This window comes from Shewanella sp. SM101 (assembly GCF_025654465.1).
GTDB lineage: Bacteria > Pseudomonadota > Gammaproteobacteria > Enterobacterales > Shewanellaceae > Shewanella > Shewanella oncorhynchi.
The window spans coordinates 1-15,529 of the sequence record NZ_JAKKRH010000072.1 but is presented as its reverse complement, the minus strand read 5'-3'; the positions used below and the strand labels follow the sequence as shown (position 1 = coordinate 15,529).

The 15,529-nt window shown below is 42.6% G+C and carries 15 protein-coding genes, 1 tRNA gene and 2 pseudogenes; 12 read left to right on the top strand and 6 right to left on the bottom strand.

From position 1 onward, the window contains the following. A pseudogene (locus L5M38_RS22700) lies at positions 1–142 on the bottom strand (IS4 family transposase); the annotation flags it as partial. A 158-nt stretch (positions 143–300) separates the two neighbouring features. Beyond that, positions 301–702 carry a hypothetical protein gene (locus tag L5M38_RS22695; RefSeq protein ID WP_261272420.1) on the bottom strand — a complete coding sequence of 134 codons (402 nt, stop codon included), beginning with the start codon at positions 700–702 and terminating at the stop codon, positions 301–303. Positions 703–1,284: 582 nt separating this feature from the next. Here L5M38_RS22695 and L5M38_RS22690 point away from each other — a divergent pair. The 8 genes from L5M38_RS22690 to L5M38_RS22655 all read left to right on the top strand — a co-directional run bounded on the left by L5M38_RS22690 (position 1,285) and on the right by L5M38_RS22655 (position 8,345). Next, positions 1,285–2,241 carry a hypothetical protein gene (locus L5M38_RS22690; protein WP_263174414.1) on the top strand — a complete coding sequence of 319 codons (957 nt, stop codon included), beginning with the start codon at positions 1,285–1,287 and terminating at the stop codon, positions 2,239–2,241. After that, entirely contained in the window at positions 2,234–3,268 is a 1,035-nt protein-coding gene (locus tag L5M38_RS22685; RefSeq protein ID WP_261272418.1) for a hypothetical protein, read from the top strand. The genes L5M38_RS22690 and L5M38_RS22685 overlap by 8 nt, the downstream gene beginning before the upstream one ends. A gap of 182 nt (positions 3,269–3,450) precedes the next feature. Further along, a complete protein-coding gene (locus L5M38_RS22680; RefSeq protein WP_263174413.1) occupies positions 3,451–4,386 on the top strand; it encodes a tyrosine-type recombinase/integrase in 936 nt (311 codons plus the stop codon). Then, the gene (locus tag L5M38_RS22675) at positions 4,383–6,416 is read left to right on the top strand and encodes an AAA family ATPase (protein ID WP_263174411.1); all 2,034 of its coding nucleotides are present in this window, start codon (positions 4,383–4,385) and stop codon (positions 6,414–6,416) included. The genes L5M38_RS22680 and L5M38_RS22675 overlap by 4 nt, the downstream gene beginning before the upstream one ends. Positions 6,417–6,450: 34 nt before the next feature. Next, positions 6,451–6,957 carry a DUF6641 family protein gene (locus tag L5M38_RS22670; RefSeq protein ID WP_263174409.1) on the top strand — a complete coding sequence of 169 codons (507 nt, stop codon included), beginning with the start codon at positions 6,451–6,453 and terminating at the stop codon, positions 6,955–6,957. Between the two features lie 69 nt (positions 6,958–7,026). Beyond that, complete coding sequence (locus L5M38_RS22665; protein WP_261272414.1) at positions 7,027–7,470, top strand: JAB domain-containing protein; 444 nt, start codon at positions 7,027–7,029, stop codon at positions 7,468–7,470. 18 nt (positions 7,471–7,488) lie between these two features. Beyond that, the gene (locus tag L5M38_RS22660) at positions 7,489–7,893 is read left to right on the top strand and encodes a DUF2787 domain-containing protein (RefSeq protein WP_263174406.1); all 405 of its coding nucleotides are present in this window, start codon (positions 7,489–7,491) and stop codon (positions 7,891–7,893) included. Positions 7,894–8,012: 119 nt separating this feature from the next. Next, positions 8,013–8,345: a YegP family protein gene (locus L5M38_RS22655; RefSeq protein ID WP_011847750.1), complete on the top strand. Its 333-nt coding sequence runs from the start codon at positions 8,013–8,015 to the stop codon at positions 8,343–8,345. Positions 8,346–8,474: 129 nt separating this feature from the next. Here the strand turns inward: L5M38_RS22655 and L5M38_RS22650 are convergent. Then, positions 8,475–8,561: transfer RNA gene (locus L5M38_RS22650), tRNA-Leu, on the bottom strand. 301 nt (positions 8,562–8,862) lie between these two features. Continuing rightward, positions 8,863–10,452, bottom strand: a complete 1,590-nt coding sequence (locus L5M38_RS22645) for a bacteriohemerythrin (RefSeq protein ID WP_263180403.1) — start codon at positions 10,450–10,452, stop codon at positions 8,863–8,865. Positions 10,453–10,763: 311 nt separating this feature from the next. Here L5M38_RS22645 and L5M38_RS22640 point away from each other — a divergent pair, with 311 nt between their 5' ends. After that, positions 10,764–10,895, top strand: coding sequence for a DUF3149 domain-containing protein (locus tag L5M38_RS22640; RefSeq protein WP_105251481.1), 132 nt, complete (start codon positions 10,764–10,766; stop codon positions 10,893–10,895). Positions 10,896–11,036: 141 nt separating this feature from the next. On the opposite strand, the gene L5M38_RS22635 is transcribed toward L5M38_RS22640, so the two are convergent. Further along, positions 11,037–11,648 (bottom strand): superinfection exclusion B family protein, encoded by a 612-nt coding sequence (locus L5M38_RS22635; RefSeq protein ID WP_105251480.1) that lies wholly within the window; start codon positions 11,646–11,648, stop codon positions 11,037–11,039. Between the two features lie 168 nt (positions 11,649–11,816). Here L5M38_RS22635 and L5M38_RS22630 point away from each other — a divergent pair, with 168 nt between their 5' ends. Beyond that, a complete protein-coding gene (locus tag L5M38_RS22630; protein WP_263167605.1) occupies positions 11,817–13,442 on the top strand; it encodes an ATP-binding protein in 1,626 nt (541 codons plus the stop codon). A gap of 86 nt (positions 13,443–13,528) precedes the next feature. On the opposite strand, the gene tcdA is transcribed toward L5M38_RS22630, so the two are convergent. Further along, positions 13,529–14,338, bottom strand: coding sequence for a tRNA cyclic N6-threonylcarbamoyladenosine(37) synthase TcdA (tcdA, locus tag L5M38_RS22625; protein WP_263167607.1), 810 nt, complete (start codon positions 14,336–14,338; stop codon positions 13,529–13,531). A 426-nt stretch (positions 14,339–14,764) separates the two neighbouring features. Between tcdA and L5M38_RS22620 the strand changes: the two are divergent. Both L5M38_RS22620 and L5M38_RS22615 read left to right on the top strand, forming a co-directional pair. Beyond that, a pseudogene (locus tag L5M38_RS22620) lies at positions 14,765–15,283 on the top strand (porin); the annotation flags it as partial. Between the two features lie 74 nt (positions 15,284–15,357). Then, a partial coding sequence (locus L5M38_RS22615; protein ID WP_263148087.1) for a transposase occupies positions 15,358–15,529 on the top strand: 172 nt, incomplete at its 3' end.

The following is a 15,529-nucleotide window of genomic DNA, read 5'->3' as shown; positions in this document are numbered from 1 at the left end:
AATTTCGACCTAACTCAGTCAAGGTCAGTGTCTTACATTCAATCAGTGCCTTAGAGGCCAGCATCAAGCTGTTTAATCGTTTTAGGTGAAGTTCTGGGCAGTATTGGTGTAAAGAATGTTGTAGGATATTGGCTTCGCGCATCTTGTTGTCCAAGTGTAGTTTTTAGCGAAACCATTTGATCATGCAACAAGATGCGCTTCCACCCTAATTTGATGATTTATTTGTAAATCATCAGGGGATTCTTCAGCCTAAAACGTTCTCGCCCTAGATAAATATACTAAATTCTCTTTCGAATATTTTTACTTTCTCTTCGGTTTAGGTAGAGCACTTTTAGTCCGATTTGCTTTTTTATAAGTATCAATTAATGTAACAATCAAAGTGTCATATGAATCAGCATCAAGTTTTTTTCTTAACTCGTCTAACTGCTCTTGTGTCGATTTATTGATTGAAATTCTGCCCCGACCTTTCTCATATTTTTTATCACGACACCTTCTAAGATAATTTTCCCATGCAGGCTTTTTTACTTTATCGATACATACCTGAAACTCTGCAAATTGTTCCTTTGGTAGTTTATTTTTACTATTAAGTAACTGTCTACAACGTCTCTCAATAACTTGTTCATTATGAACTTTAAGGGCCTTGAACCATTCCTCCATATGCTGGTTAATAAAGTTAAAATTTAATTTTCGGTTAGCTAACATACCATTTCCTTGACTACGAGATTACTACAGTAACTACGCCCCATACGCACTAACAAAACTAAAGCCGATCACATAAACAGTCAATCAATTCATCGTCCCGTCGGTAAAGCATTATGATAAAGCTCAACCGAAAACAAATTCGTCGTCCCGTCTTAATTTCAGATTTTTGCAGCTCAAATTCATCATATCGATGAAGTAAATCGCCAACGAGAAAAATCAATCGTCGTCCCGTCGAATTTAGCGTTCACCTATTTAATTTAGCATAATTCAAAGCATCGTCCCGTCTATGCATCTAAATCATAATTCCTACATAATTCATTGTCTAATAAGGTGTTTCTAGAACATATCTATCCAGCATGATTGTAGTCATCATCACTAATAGCTATCTCTAAAACTGAAAGCTTGCAGTTATGAACGAGTAGACACAGCACTAGATAGCAGTATCTGAATAGCTACAAATTGTAATCTGTAAACGGATCTGTGATTGCAGAGAAAGGTGATTCAGTGATGAAAAATCGAATCTGTAAATCAGGAGATCGGTTCACACCGATCACACAAACAGATTCAATTAGGAGATTTACAATGGCTATTAAACGTAAACAAATTAGCGATGCAAAAGTACCAGCAACTAAGCACGCTAAAAAGAAACCGAAGAAAACTAAGAAAGTGAAATCAACGTCGTTAGCTGTCAAAAACAAACACGCTATCAAAGATGACGGCTCGAATAAATCATTTCCAAAGTCGAAGTTGGTATCAGAATTATTCAACGACGAACGCGATTTTAAATCCGCCTTTGACGGTACATTTAAACTCTCTCGTGATCACGTTAAACACTTAGGTAGTATCGTTAAAACATCGCAAATTGAACTCAAGCAAGCACTATTCATCATACATGAGAATAAAGGTTATAAAAAACTTGGTTATGCGGACTTTAAAGCCTATGTCGAAAATAATCTCAAAATCTCGTATGACGTCGCACTCAAACAAGTTTGGGCTGCAAGAGTAGCGCATGTGGTTAACGGACCACATGCTATTGGTTTCTTTAGTGACAACTCAATGCTACCAATGAAGGACTTAACAGATGAAGAAATTCAAGATGTGGTTGAGCATATTGAAGAAGAACACGGTGAGGACATTACTATCAACGGTAAATACACCCGCAAGATAGTCGAAGCCGCGATGCGTTCACTTGACCTACTCGATAAAGATAATTCTGATGATGGTCTAGATGTTGAAGTAAATGATGAAGTCAAAGAGGATGCGGATCTAGATTTTGATGATAGCGACGATGAAACTCTAGACTCTGATGCGAAGGCTAAGATATCGGCTAAACAATCCAACACAGAGAAAGTCAAACAAAGTGAAAGCCATCGCCAATTCCTTAAACAGTTCAAGATTAAGGCTGACAAATTCAAAAGTAGCAAAGCCATAATCGCTGCGTTTATCGATACTGACGCAGGCAAGAAACTTAAGACCGTCAAAAAAGCTATCAAGTTACTGACCAAACACTTAAAGACTTTGGAGGCATCATATGAATAAGTTTATAGCTAATATTCTGAATGCCGTTCTATGCGATAACTTAGTAATCGTCATGCGTTGCTTAGATGAACTTTGCAAGCATAATATCGCCAACAACATCATTGAGATTGCTAAATCAATAGCTAAACACCATCAACTAGCACAGTCGCAAGTTCTTAAGTCTTCAGGCGGCTATCGCTACTGTATTAAGCTACCTTTGCTAGAAATTATAGATTGGGCACGACCACAAAATGGTGTACCTCACTTGTTCATTCAAGTTGCCCCCTATGCAGAGAATAGGCCTTTCATCAGGCTAAGTTTTAATGGGTTTCCGCTAAAACGAAAACACTTTTTTATAGCAAGACAATGGCTTGAACATATAGTTTCAGATCATGGACTTCTAGCTAGTGATAATATGAAAGTCACTGCTGTTGATATCGCCCATGATTTAGCGATTCAAATAAATGAGCTAAGTTTTAACCTAGCAAAATCACAAACATCTATGATTGCTTTTGCAAAAAATGGTGATATTGGAAGTTACTATTTCGGAAATAGGAAGGCTAAATTTAGGTTGGTTGCTTATGACCGCACTGCGAATTGTAAGGCGAAAAATCTTATGACAACCGGTGAGCCGGAGACACGCCTTGAAGCCCAATTAAAACCTAACTGTATGTTACATGAGTTATCTGCTTTCTTAGGTCCATGTGATTATCTTAAGCGTATCGAGGTATATGATTTAAATGCTTTGAAGCCATTAACCAATCTACATCCACATACCATTATTGCTATCATAGCTTGCGGGCTAAAACCTGCTTTGCAGCGCTTGCCAAAAGATGAACGCCGCAAGATGAAACGTTATATCGAAAAATGCAGGCTAATGCCTCTGAAGTCAGAGGAAATCAAAGAAGCGGTTCACAAAGAATTGTTGAATGTTAAGGGGTTAATGATGGAACATTCAAATAAAGCCTCAAAGCATAGCCAGCCATATAAGTTAAGGGCTAAGTTTAACGAACTGTACAGTATGCTTATTAAAAATGTGAGTAAATAAGCCAATCAAAGGTTCAAGGGGAGCAACTTAGCTCCCCTTTTTATTGTTCCTAACCGTGTCAAAAACAGTGGCTGAAATTTAGGCTCAAAAGTGATACTATGAACGTGTTTCTAGTATCACTTTCCCCTTCTCGCTAAACCCTCTAAACACAATTCAACTTAATACACTTACTGGAGTTCTCTATGACTACAGCGACCCCTTATGCGCTGTATTTGAGCCGCCTGTCTATTAATAGTCAGCGCTCTATCAGCTCTCAAATGCGCAGTATTGCGCGACTCATGCAGTGGCAAGAAGACGGTCTCGATGACAAGCTATGTCAGATAGACTATCAACAAGCGCTGCAAATACGCGCAGTGATGACTCATGCGCAGTGGTCAGCGCGTTCCATCAACCGCGCCATGATAGCAATTAAGAACATCGTCAAAGTGGCGGCCTTGATGAACAAAGCCGATTTATCGCAAGTCGCAAACTTACAGACCATTAATCAAGTGAAGCACGGTGAGCATCAAGGTACGCCGTTAAGCACAGAGCAAGTGACCGCGGTATTGGATTACTGCAAAACGCAAAAAGGCACCTTTGCTACCCGTAATCTGGTGATATTTAGCCTGTTCTTGGGCACTGGGTTGCGCCGCAGTGAGTTATCGGCGTTGATGCTGAGTGACTACGATGCCAACTTGCATACCCTGACAGTGGCAGCGGGGAAGGGCAACAAGAGCCGTACCTTGTTCTTGCCTGAGTGGGTAGAGCAAAATCTGCTGGCATGGCTTAAGTTACGTCAGCGCCAGCAGGGTTATTTAGTGTGTAAGTCAACGCTGACTGGCAAGCTTAAGTTATCTGAGCCAACCACCCCAACGGCTTTATATCGGTTAGTTAAAGATACCTTGTATGAGCTAGGGGTGGATAACGTATCACCCCATGATTTACGCCGTACCTTTATTACTCGCTTGCTTGAGCAAAATGTGGATATCAATACCGTGCGCCAAATGGCAGGACACGCTGATATCAGTACCACCACCATTTACGATAAACGTGACCATGCGTTTATGAAGCAAGCCGCTGCGATGCTGGATTACATTCCGCCGGATAAACCCATTAAACGGGGGCGCGGCAGTCGATGATAAACGTCAAACCCATCGCTAAACACGCTAAGCATTGTTATTACCTTGCAACCCAAATCGCCGAAGACTTATTGCTGTCAGCCGTCAATTATGGCTTTGAGTATATGCCGTCCTATGCGATTAACTCGCTCGTGGGTATCAAGCTACAACATGGCATTAACCATGATATCGAGAGCACCCTCGCGCTGTTTCCGCTAAAGGATAATTACCCTGTAATGGCAGAAACGGTGCAGCACAATGCGCGGTTTCTGTGTGAACTGTTTAAGCTAGATGCCGCGATGAAACCCATGATGGTGCTCATCATCGTGCTCAATGCCAATGCAGGGCTGAAAGAGTTGCTTAACCTGTTAGCTGACCATGATACGGATATTCTCATACATTGGTTAGAGCATGAGACGGGGCTTAGCAGTGATGATATCCATGAGCAACTAGAACCTTTAGCCCGTAATCGCTTTATTGAGGGAGCAGCATTACTCCTACCACATTTGTTGAGAATACCTGAGCCGTTTAGGATATTGCTGGTGACTGAAAAGCTTACTCGCCGTGAAGCCTTGCTCGCGCCGATTATCAAACACAGCCCCACAGCACAGTTCAAGCTTAAACAATTTGAGCATGTGAATGCCGATTTAGTGTATCGCTATCTAAGGGCGGCCATGGCTCAGCGGCTGAAAGGGGTTAACATTTTACTCTATGGGGCAGCGGGTACAGGCAAGACCGAGCTATCTCGCACCTTAGCAAAGGCACTGCGGCGCAGCTTAGTGGAAGTGCAAAGTGTGCAGTTTGAGGATGGTAAAGTGACTGATGAGTTCTTAAGTAAAGAGCCGACTAGCCAACGCTTAACCTACCTTAATCTACTGCAAAGCTTGCTCGATGGCTCAGATGAAAGCCTGTTATTGGTTGATGAATGCGAAAGCGTGTTTAAGCATGCCGATGAGCATTACTCTAAAGAAGGCTTAATGCGCTTACTGGAAACCAATCCTGTACCTGCTATTTGGATTACCAACCATGTATCGCAACTGGAGCCAAGCTACATACGCCGCTTTAAGTTAGTGATGGAAATCCCTGTGCCCGATGAAGCCTTTAGCTTTGCCATGAGTAAAACCATGCTCAAATCACTTAAGGTATCGGATGCGTTTCGCTTGGTGTTAGCCAGTAAATCTAATGCCGCTCCGGCATATATTGCGAACGCCGCCCATGTGGCGAGTACCTTAGCCTTAACGGGGGATGAGGCTGAAATCGTGGTATTGGACGTTATTGATGCCACCCTTGAAGCCTGCGGGGAAGAGCCGCCAGCGGCTAAATATCAAGGCCAGCTAAGCTTTGACCCGAGTTGCTTAAACCTTAACGCCATCGACGGGCAAGATACACAGTCCATTATCAGTGATATCGACACCGCGATAGCCAATAGCCTCCCAGTTAGGGTGCTACTCAATGGCCCCCCAGGTACAGGCAAAACAGGTTGGGTACATCACTTAGCTGAAACCCACGGCATGGATATCATGCACATCAAGTGCTCTGATGTACTAAGCAAGTATGTAGGTGAGAGCGAGCAGAACATTGCAGCGTTGTTTAGAGAAGCGCACAGAACAAAGAAGCTAATGCTCTTTGATGAAGTCGATAGCTTGCTCAGTCAGCGTGAGAGCGCTCAAGCGCAGTATGAAGTGCAGCTCATCAATGAACTGCTGTCACAGCTTGAATGCAATACCATGCCCGTGTTTGCAGCGACTAACGCACTCAGCGCTATCGACAGCGCAGTGATGCGCCGCTTTGACTTTAAACTGACCTGTGACTATCTGACTGAAAGCCAGCGCCAGACCTTGTATAAGCAAGTATTGGGTATCACTAAGTTAACCCAAACCGAAGCTGACCAACTTCACGCACTACAACAATTAACGCCCGGTGACTTCGCTATCGTAGCAAGGCGCATGTTATTTCAACCTAACCACAACCACAGAGCCACCGCTATTACCCTGTTAACCCAAGAAAACAACCGTAAACAAGCCGCGCGCCGCATTGGCTTTATCAACTAACTCCAGTAATACAACCCACGAAAAGGAACACCCCATGACAACATTATTGAGTTCGCTCAAGGTTATCGCTCGCCCTGAAATCGCCGTTAAGCCACCTATCATCGGCAAAAGAACCCGCTTGGTTGACAAGCTGAAGCAGCAATTGGATATGGCCGAATGCTTTATCCAAGGCAGCGAGTTTGAAGCCTACCGCGAGAAAAGTGTCAAAGACCCAGAGACAGGAGAGCGTAAGAAGGTGCGCCGCCGTATCACTGTGCGCCCATGGTACTACGACAGTGAAGGTCACTATTACTTCGAAGTCCGTATCGGGATTAAGCCTATCGAATTGGTAAAGGATAAACCCGCCATTGATGTCGGAGATAAAGCCAAGCTACCTGACACTATCAAGCTGATTATCGATGCTGTGGAGAAAGGAGAGCTAGATGAGTTCATCCTCAAGGCATCTAAGTTCCCGACCAAGAAAGCTAAGGCTAGTGCTGAGGCCAGCACAGAACCAAAGAGTGAGGCTAAGGTTGATACCTCAGCCAAAACCACCAAGTAATGCACACACTATCAGGAGCAGAAAGAAGCCCTTTCGCTCCTGAGTCTTTAGTATCAATAGGGATAGACCATGGCGATTATCCGAGAAATCAATGTCAAATATCAGTTCAAAGAAACCCAGTGCGCCTTAGCCGAGCAAGCCATCACACGGCCTGAAGATACCGCGCAGGTATTTGACTACCTAAAGCATGAAACCAAAGAAATGTTTATCGTGGCAAACCTGACCAACCAGCACACTATTAATTGCGTTGAGGTGGTGGCGACAGGTTCAGTGAACGGTATCAGTATGCGACCCGTCGAAGTGTTACGCACGGCAGTTATTCTCAATATGCCCAGCGTTATCCTTGTTCATAACCATCCTTCAGGCGATCCAACACCAAGCACTAGCGATATTCAATTCACCCGTAAAGTCATTGAGTGCGCCAAAGTGCTGGATATCAATGTCCTCGACCATGTGATTATTGGCCTTAACCGCTTTACCAGCCTTCGCGAAACCCACTCCGATTTGTTCTAACACCACTAAGGACACACAATGAATACCATCAACAAAGAGTTGGCATTGCCTGTCTCTGACAGACTGCTATTGGCATTAACCCCGTTTATCAGTAACCAAGCACACAATGCCGTGACGATTAACTTTCGTGATCCGGATTACAGCCCACAACGGGGTGGCTTTCATCCTGTGGAGATAAGGCTAGAGAAACACGCCGAGCAATGGCAGTTATGCTACATCACCGACTTTTGCTATGTCGGCCAAATGGGGCAATGGGAGTTGGTTAAAGAACTGGACTTTGACTTTAGTTGCGGCGTATTTCAAAGCATTAGCGGAGTATTAGTCATTGAAGCAGCAGTAGCGTTTTATCCGATATGGGAGCAAAACTTCCTGTGCTATTGGCAGGAGTTAGCCGTTTTTAATGTCAACGTGTCGGCAGATTAACCCTCAAAACACTCAAAACCGCCGTAAAAGTCACATCTCAAATAAAATGAAATCGACTACACTGATGCTCAAGCAGGAAATGTCTTCCTTGCTTGCGCTAAAGAATAAGGAGTAAACCCATGTCAGGATGGTATGAATTAAGTAAAAGCAGTAATGAGCAATTTAAGTTTGTATTAAAGGCGGGAAATGGAGAGGTCATTCTCACCAGCGAGCTTTACACAGGTAAGAGTGGTGCGTTGAACGGTATTGAATCCGTGCAAACCAACTCCCCAATCGAAGCCCGATATGCCAAAGAAGTGGCTAAAAACGAGAAGCCGTATTTCAACCTCAAAGCAGCCAACCATCAAATCATTGGCACTAGCCAAATGTATTCGAGCACGGCTGCGAGAGATAACGGGATTAAGTCGGTGATGGAGAATGGAAAAACAACCACCATCAAAGATTTGACCTAGGCAAACATGCCCAGTGTGGTGCTTTGCTGGAAGGAAAGTGATGAACTCTAGCAAAGCAGCGAGTTGGTAAGTATCTAACATCACTGAATTTTAGATACAAAAAAACCGACGCTAAGGTCGGCTTTGAAGTGGTACCAGTGGCCAGACTCGAACTGGCACGCTTTTAAGGGCGGTGGATTTTGAATCCACTGTGTCTACCGATTTCACCACACTGGCATAATCTTCAATCTCAAAAACTTTGCAAATCTTTGCAAGGATTTTGCGCGTTAATTCTTTTGAATTAACTTTTTACATCAACAGCTTAGTGAAATTTAAGCTGTAAACACTGTGACTTTTGAATCCCCTGTGTCTACCGATTTCACCACACTGGCATATCAAATATGCACTTAGAAGCAATCAAAACAACTGGCTGTCTCTAAGTGCTGGGAATTATACCTTTGCTTATGACAATGGCAAGTCTTTTGCCGCGACTTTAATACAAATTGCATTTAACCGCTCAAAAATCATGCTCTTGGGGTTATTCTGCGCCATGGGATAATAAAAAAGCGGTATATTCTTTATCACTTTTTTGAATATGGTTTACCAACCAAGCTTTCAAGAAAGCCATTAATTCGTCGGCAACATCTTCACCTCTAACAACCCGCTTTTGAAAATCAAGTACTTGCCCAACTAACTTGCCGTGTTTTTCCTTGTGGCTGTCAGTTTGAGGGTAACCAAAACGCGCAAAGAGTTCCTCTTCATAGGCAAAGTGATTGGCGGTGTAATCTACTAACCCTTGCACGATACGTTTGATGGCTTCAAGTCCATACTCTTCATTTAATGTGCGGTGTAATTCATTGATCAATGAGACTAAGCGCTGATGTTGACGATTGATCTCTGGCATTCCTATGTCTAACTCAGGCCCCCATTTCACAAAGAGTTTATTTTGCGCCTGACTCGAATTAAAAAATGCCGCATTCACATGGAACCGATGCAGCAAGGAGCCGATTTCCTGCGACATGTTATACACTTTCAAACTCGATAAGTTAGTGTTGTTGGTGTGGGAGGCATTACTCAGGGCTAGCTCAGCCATCACACTGATATTTTTATTAATTTCCTCTGCTACTGTATGTTGTTGTCCCGATGCCGTGGCGATTTGATGGGACATATCGGTAATGGTCTCCACCTGAGCGACAATCTGCCCGAGTGCACTGTGAGCTTGATCAACCATATCAGCCGTTTCGTCGGCAATCGCCACGTTTTTCAACATGACTTCAACACCATGTTGTGCGCCTTTTTGTAATGCGGCGATTTGCTGCTGGATCTCAACCGTGGCTTCGGATGTTCGTTTAGCAAGATTACGTACTTCATCGGCGACTACAGCAAAACCGCGGCCATGTTCACCCGCTCTCGCACTTTCAATGGCAGCATTTAAAGCAAGTAAATTGGTTTGTTCGGCCACCTGCGAAATGGTTTCAATAATACTACTGATATTGTTGCTGTCGGCGGCCAAGTGCTCGATCACGGTTCGAGTATCATGGATCTGTTGCGACATAGCGCCAATTTTAGTGACTATGCCATTCATGATTTGATCACCGCGCTTAGCAGAACTTTGGGCAATATCAGCTGCCTGCGCAGCACTCACCGCATTTTGCGATACAGCTTGTACGCTTGAAACCATCTGCGTCATCGCACTGGCTGCCAGTTCAGTTTGATGCTCTTGCTCTAACACGCCTTGCTTTGCCTGTTCACTGATAACCTTGATATCCGAGGCGACTTTTTTCATCCCTTCACAGGTATCAGATAAAGACAAAATCGTACGGCTGACATCCTCACCCATGCGATTAATGTTATGTACTACCTTAATGAACACACCCGCATCTTTCTCTTCCAATTGATAACTCAAATCTCCCTCGCCTAAGTGGTGTGCTGCACGCTCAAGTTGTCTCAAATTACGAATTAATTTATTGATGTTGAACACTAAAATGGCGGCGAGCGCGCTTAAACACAAAATAGCAACAAAGTGCCCTGTGATCACCAAACAATAGAGGGGATAAATCAGCAACAATAGTGGCGCAAAGATAGAATTATATCCCATTGAATCCTTGTGACTTTTTTTATAATCCATTTTTTACTCCTTTAAAAAACTGATATCGCACCTTCATATAAAAACAAGAACGAATAAATGGAATAGCGCGTTAACTGAATATCGATCGAGTTGAATAGGTTAATCCTAGACGCTAACGGAAGAAGAAACAAAACTAAATTATTTGAACTCGCCGCTGTTAAGCACACCCTTAAATTTGACCAAGATCACAGAGTTAACTAAGGGTTATGACTTTGTATTCCTATGTCGATTTTTTATTGATCGAGATCAGTATTTTAGCTATCGAATACCGCTAATTTAGCGAGGACTTCACAGGAAAGAGGATTTCAGTCATGGCATTTTGGTTAGATCTAATGTTTGGTAACCCCATAGGCTTACTTTCAATGATCGTTATCTTTAGCACCATAGGGATAGTGTCTTATATCACTTGGATGTTCATTGTGAAGTCGGCACCGAAACCATAGTTTTTGCTCCAGTTGTTCTTCATGTTTCTTGTATAAATGCAAAATCTAGGGGGTCTTATAACCCCCATTTTTTGTTGTCTCGCATGTTAAAAGTGCTAACTAAAACATTGCTAGCACTCATCCGAGTGAGGTAGAACACGCCTATGCTGCGTGTTTTCTGTTTTGTACTAATCCATTCAAAAATTGCGGACGCGCCTTAATCAACGACTGCATTTCTTCTTGGCTCGGCTCACCGGCAGGTAAACGCAGCACATCACGGTTGAGGTACATACGCGCTTTCATGGCAATCTTATAGTCAGCGGTCGGTCCCTGAATCGCATAATGGCGCTCATTACCGAGCTTTTCTAAGATACAGGCATTCACTAAACTTTTTACAGCGGGTTCATTTTGCGGCAGAGTCAAAATCGTGGCGCCTTGAAGAAAGAATTCCCTCACTAAAGCTCGCTCAGCGGGATCAAGTAGATTCACTTTAGCTTCAATCGTCTCAATAACACGCTTATCACTTAAATGACGGATAGACTCATCTAAGCCTAAGTTAATTAATTGACTCAAAAAATAAGCGATAGAAACGATTAGACCTAATCCAACAAACTGTGCATGTTCTGGTACAAATTTATCGAGCGCCAGCACTGCCAGCACATTAGGGGGAATAAGAAGTAAGACAGAACAACTCACCATAAGCCACAGCATGACTCTAAACATCATTTTCTTCGGGCTAAAAAACTTAACTGAATCCAGCTTGAGTTTAAACATAGTGCTATCCCAGTGACAAAAAATTGAACTTATCGGCTAATAAGCAAATTTAATGCCACAAATGAAGACATATTTCGTTGATTTTATCTGCGAGAAAATGCACTTTCTGGATCTGTAGGTCTATGCTTATAAGCATCTCAAGCCGCTATTGCATAAAGAAAATTTAAGATGCTGACATTCTTTAGCCAACTTATCAAAAGCCCCATAGGCAGGCACCTTACCCTGTCTATTGTACTTTTTAGTTCTGTTATCACCTTAATCACCACTGCGTATCAGTTGATCAGTGATTATCGCAATGATGTAGTGCGTATCGATAGAGTATTTTCCAACATGGAAAAGGTGAACTTAGATGTGCTAGCCGCCAGTATTTGGGTTATTGACGAGCGGCTCATTAACACTCAGCTCAATGGGCTAATTCAGCTGCCCGATATTAACTATATTTCGATTAAAGATGACAGCGGCCAAGCATGGAATGCAGGCGAGCAAAAACAAGAACACTCCTTAGATAAAACCTTTCCCTTAGTCTATAAATCACCAACTGAAAACATCAATGTCGGCACACTCGAAATACAAGTCGATGTCGATGCTATCTATCAACGCTTGTATGATAAGGCCATTATCATTCTGCTTTCTAATGGCATTAAAACCTTCTTAGTGGCTGGGTTTATTCTATTTTTAGTGTGGTTCAACATTACTAAACACTTAGATAAACTCAGCCAATACTGCAAAAATATCGACATAGACCATGAATACGAGCCACTACAATTTGACCGTCATGAAAAAATTGATGAATTCAAACAAGTCGCCGATTCCATCAATAGCATGCAAGTACAACTTAGAAGCTCATTTAGCGCCTTAAAGAATTCTAAGACGGAACTGCAAATAGCCTTAGAAGATAGAGAGCGGCTACTCAAGCTCGAACGTAGCTATAAAGAAGAGCTCGCAAGGCAAGTAAAAGAAAGAACACTAGAGTTAGAACAATCCCTTAGCGCACTAAAACGAGCACAACAGGTTTTAGTTGAGCAAGAAAAAATGGCTGCCTTGGGTGGACTCGTGTCAGGGGTTGCCCATGAGATAAACACCCCAATTGGCATTTGTTTGACGGCGGCAAGTGCGCAGCTCAGCCATATTGAAGAACTGATCGACCTGATCCACAGCGATCAAGCCACACTAGATGAGATAAATGAAATACTTAATGAGTACCAAGAAAGCTGTGAACTCATTGTCCGTAATATCACCAAAGCCAGTAGTTTAATTCAAAAATTTAAAACGATCGCCATCGATCGCAGTCATGAAGAACACCAATGCTGTAATCTAAACCAGCAGCTACATGAAATCCTAGAGTCGACATTAATTATGCATCCCAATGTTAACGCCTCAACGGAGATCAACGTGGAGCCTACACTCAATATCAAAACCAATATCAGTTTGTTAAATCAAATTGTTAGTAATATTCTCTCGAACGCCTTTACTCATGCATTCCAAGGACATGAAGACAATCTTATCCACATTAGCGCGACTTTGGATGAAGAATCAATTCAAATCAGCATTCAAAATAATGGCTTAGCCATTCCAGCAGATGTTGCTGAGCACATGTTCGAACCCTTCTTTACTACAAATCGTAATAAAGGTGGTACTGGCTTAGGATTATCAGCGGCCTTTAATGCCGCAACACTGTTAAAAGGCACGATGAGTTATCGCGCAGACTCAAAACTAGGCGGCCCACAATTTGATATTAAATTTCCATACACTCAATGTGAATCAGTCAATAATCAACAAGATTTTTATATCTAGCTATAACCTAATGAAATTACATAATATTGAAGGGGTATCACCGCCCTTGAAAGCGGTGATATCTTGACTGAATCTAGGTTAAGAGTTTAAACCGCCTCTTGAGCCTGCAGTGCCAATCGCGCTAACACGCGACTTGCCGCCACAAAACCAAATGTCCCAGTGACCATAGTCACAGCCCCAAAACCAGAAGCACAATCCATCCTCATGCTGCCATCAGCCGCCGCTTTAGTACCGCACACTGAGCCATCGGCTTGGGGATACACTAACTGCTCACTGGAAAAAACAGCATCGATAGCAAACCGGCGTTGCACGTTTTTAGAGAAGTTATACTCGCGGCGCAAAATATTACGCACTTTGGCTAGCAAAGGATCTTGGTAGGTTTTAGCGAGATCAGTTAACTGAATTTGCGTCGGATCTGTCTGTCCACCCGCACCACCCACTGTCACTATCTTAATTTTTTGACGTTTACACCAAGCAATTAACGCAGCCTTCTGCTTAACGGCATCAATACAATCAATAACATAATCAATATTGCCGCCCTCTTTAGCTCCAAGCAAATACTCGCCTAGATTATCCAATGTAATAAAATCTTCAATTTCATTCACTTGGCAATCAGGATTAATTTCACGGATCCGTTGTGCCATCACAGCAACTTTAGAACCGCCGATGGTGGAGCTAAGAGCATGTATTTGTCGGTTAGTGTTAGTGACGCAGATATCATCTAAATCCATCAAGCTTATCTGCCCTATGCCGCTCCGCGCTAAGGCTTCAGCCGCCCAAGTACCGACGCCACCAATACCAATTACCATCACATGGGATATGGCAAATTTAGCCAACGCCTTTTGTCCATACAAACGGCCAATTCCACCAAATCGATTTTGATAGGCCTCAGTCATAAATACTTACCTTATATTACCCAATAACAGCAGGAACGCTTGCCCTAGCATCCAGTAAACACCAGCTGGGACAGCTTAAAAGCAACACCAGAAATGTGCCGTGGATTCTAAACGATATCGACATAAACCGAAATCAGATCCTCAGCCACAAAACACTAGATGCAAAGGGATACGAACACTAAATAAGTGTAATAAAAGCAAAGGCCCATCATTTACCACAGAGTCATTTGGTAATCGACTTAATAAAAACATGTATTTCACTTGTAAAACAATATGTTGAATAAGCCATTCTTTATATGAAACTTGATCCAGATCACACTTTATCATTTCAAGTCTGTGCAGACTTTGCCGCATAAAAGCTCAACAGCATGCATAGATACTGAAGTTATCAATGCATATAACAGCGATAAGCACAGGAAAATGAAGATGAAAAAGAATCTACTGACGACGGCTATTATTTCTAGCCTCACACTCTATTCATTCACAGCACTCGCCGATGGCCCTGAATTCTATGGCCATGCTGATCTTGCCATTACCAATTCAGACACAGGTTATGCAACTCAAAACCAAAAGGAGGGCACTGTTCTTGAAAACAACTTCTCTTGGTTAGGCGTAAAAGGTTCTGAAGCTGTAAGCCCTTACTTTGACATCATTTATCAAATGGAATTTGGTGTCGAAAACTTTGACAACTCAAATAAAACCTTCAATGCCCGTAATACATTCCTAGGTATCAGAAGTGCCGCAGGTACGGCTTTAGTGGGTCGTAACGATACCGTATTTAAAGCAGCTGAAGGTAGCTTCGATCTTTTCGGTAATACCAATGCTGATATCGACTTACTGGTTGCAGGCCAAACACGCTCCGCCGATGGCATTTCTTACTATTCACCTAAAATTGCCGATCTCGTGACGCTTAATGCCACTTATCTGATGAGTGATAACTATAACTGTAGTGGCACACTAATTTTGGCCACCTAAATAGAGGTGATATTATTACCTCGTAGATGACTTTAGGTGAACACATGAGATCGACAACCAGAAAAACATTTAGTGCTGAATTCAAACTTGAAGCAGCCCAATTAGTCCTCGATAAAAACCATAGCATCATCGAAGCTGCAAAGGCGATGAACGTAGGTAAGTCCACTATGGATAAATGGGTGAGACAGTTAAAACTAGAACGCCAGGGTGGCACAC

Bases quoted from the DNA above. Each gene is read 5' to 3' on its own strand.
- L5M38_RS22660 (WP_263174406.1), top strand. From the start codon at position 7,489: ATGAATACCATCAACAAAGAGTTGGCATTGCCTGTCTCTGACAGACTG.
- tcdA (WP_263167607.1), bottom strand. From the start codon at position 14,338: ATGACTGAGGCCTATCAAAATCGATTTGGTGGAATTGGCCGTTTGTAT.
- L5M38_RS22685 (WP_261272418.1), top strand. From the start codon at position 2,234: ATGAATAAGTTTATAGCTAATATTCTGAATGCCGTTCTATGCGATAAC.
- L5M38_RS22655 (WP_011847750.1), top strand. From the start codon at position 8,013: ATGTCAGGATGGTATGAATTAAGTAAAAGCAGTAATGAGCAATTTAAG.
- L5M38_RS22670 (WP_263174409.1), top strand. From the start codon at position 6,451: ATGACAACATTATTGAGTTCGCTCAAGGTTATCGCTCGCCCTGAAATC.
- L5M38_RS22690 (WP_263174414.1), top strand. From the start codon at position 1,285: ATGGCTATTAAACGTAAACAAATTAGCGATGCAAAAGTACCAGCAACT.
- L5M38_RS22665 (WP_261272414.1), top strand. From the start codon at position 7,027: ATGGCGATTATCCGAGAAATCAATGTCAAATATCAGTTCAAAGAAACC.
- L5M38_RS22675 (WP_263174411.1), top strand. From the start codon at position 4,383: ATGATAAACGTCAAACCCATCGCTAAACACGCTAAGCATTGTTATTAC.
- L5M38_RS22635 (WP_105251480.1), bottom strand. From the start codon at position 11,648: ATGTTTAAACTCAAGCTGGATTCAGTTAAGTTTTTTAGCCCGAAGAAA.
- L5M38_RS22645 (WP_263180403.1), bottom strand. From the start codon at position 10,452: ATGGATTATAAAAAAAGTCACAAGGATTCAATGGGATATAATTCTATC.
- L5M38_RS22680 (WP_263174413.1), top strand. From the start codon at position 3,451: ATGACTACAGCGACCCCTTATGCGCTGTATTTGAGCCGCCTGTCTATT.
- L5M38_RS22695 (WP_261272420.1), bottom strand. From the start codon at position 702: ATGTTAGCTAACCGAAAATTAAATTTTAACTTTATTAACCAGCATATG.
- L5M38_RS22630 (WP_263167605.1), top strand. From the start codon at position 11,817: ATGCTGACATTCTTTAGCCAACTTATCAAAAGCCCCATAGGCAGGCAC.
- L5M38_RS22640 (WP_105251481.1), top strand. From the start codon at position 10,764: ATGGCATTTTGGTTAGATCTAATGTTTGGTAACCCCATAGGCTTACTT.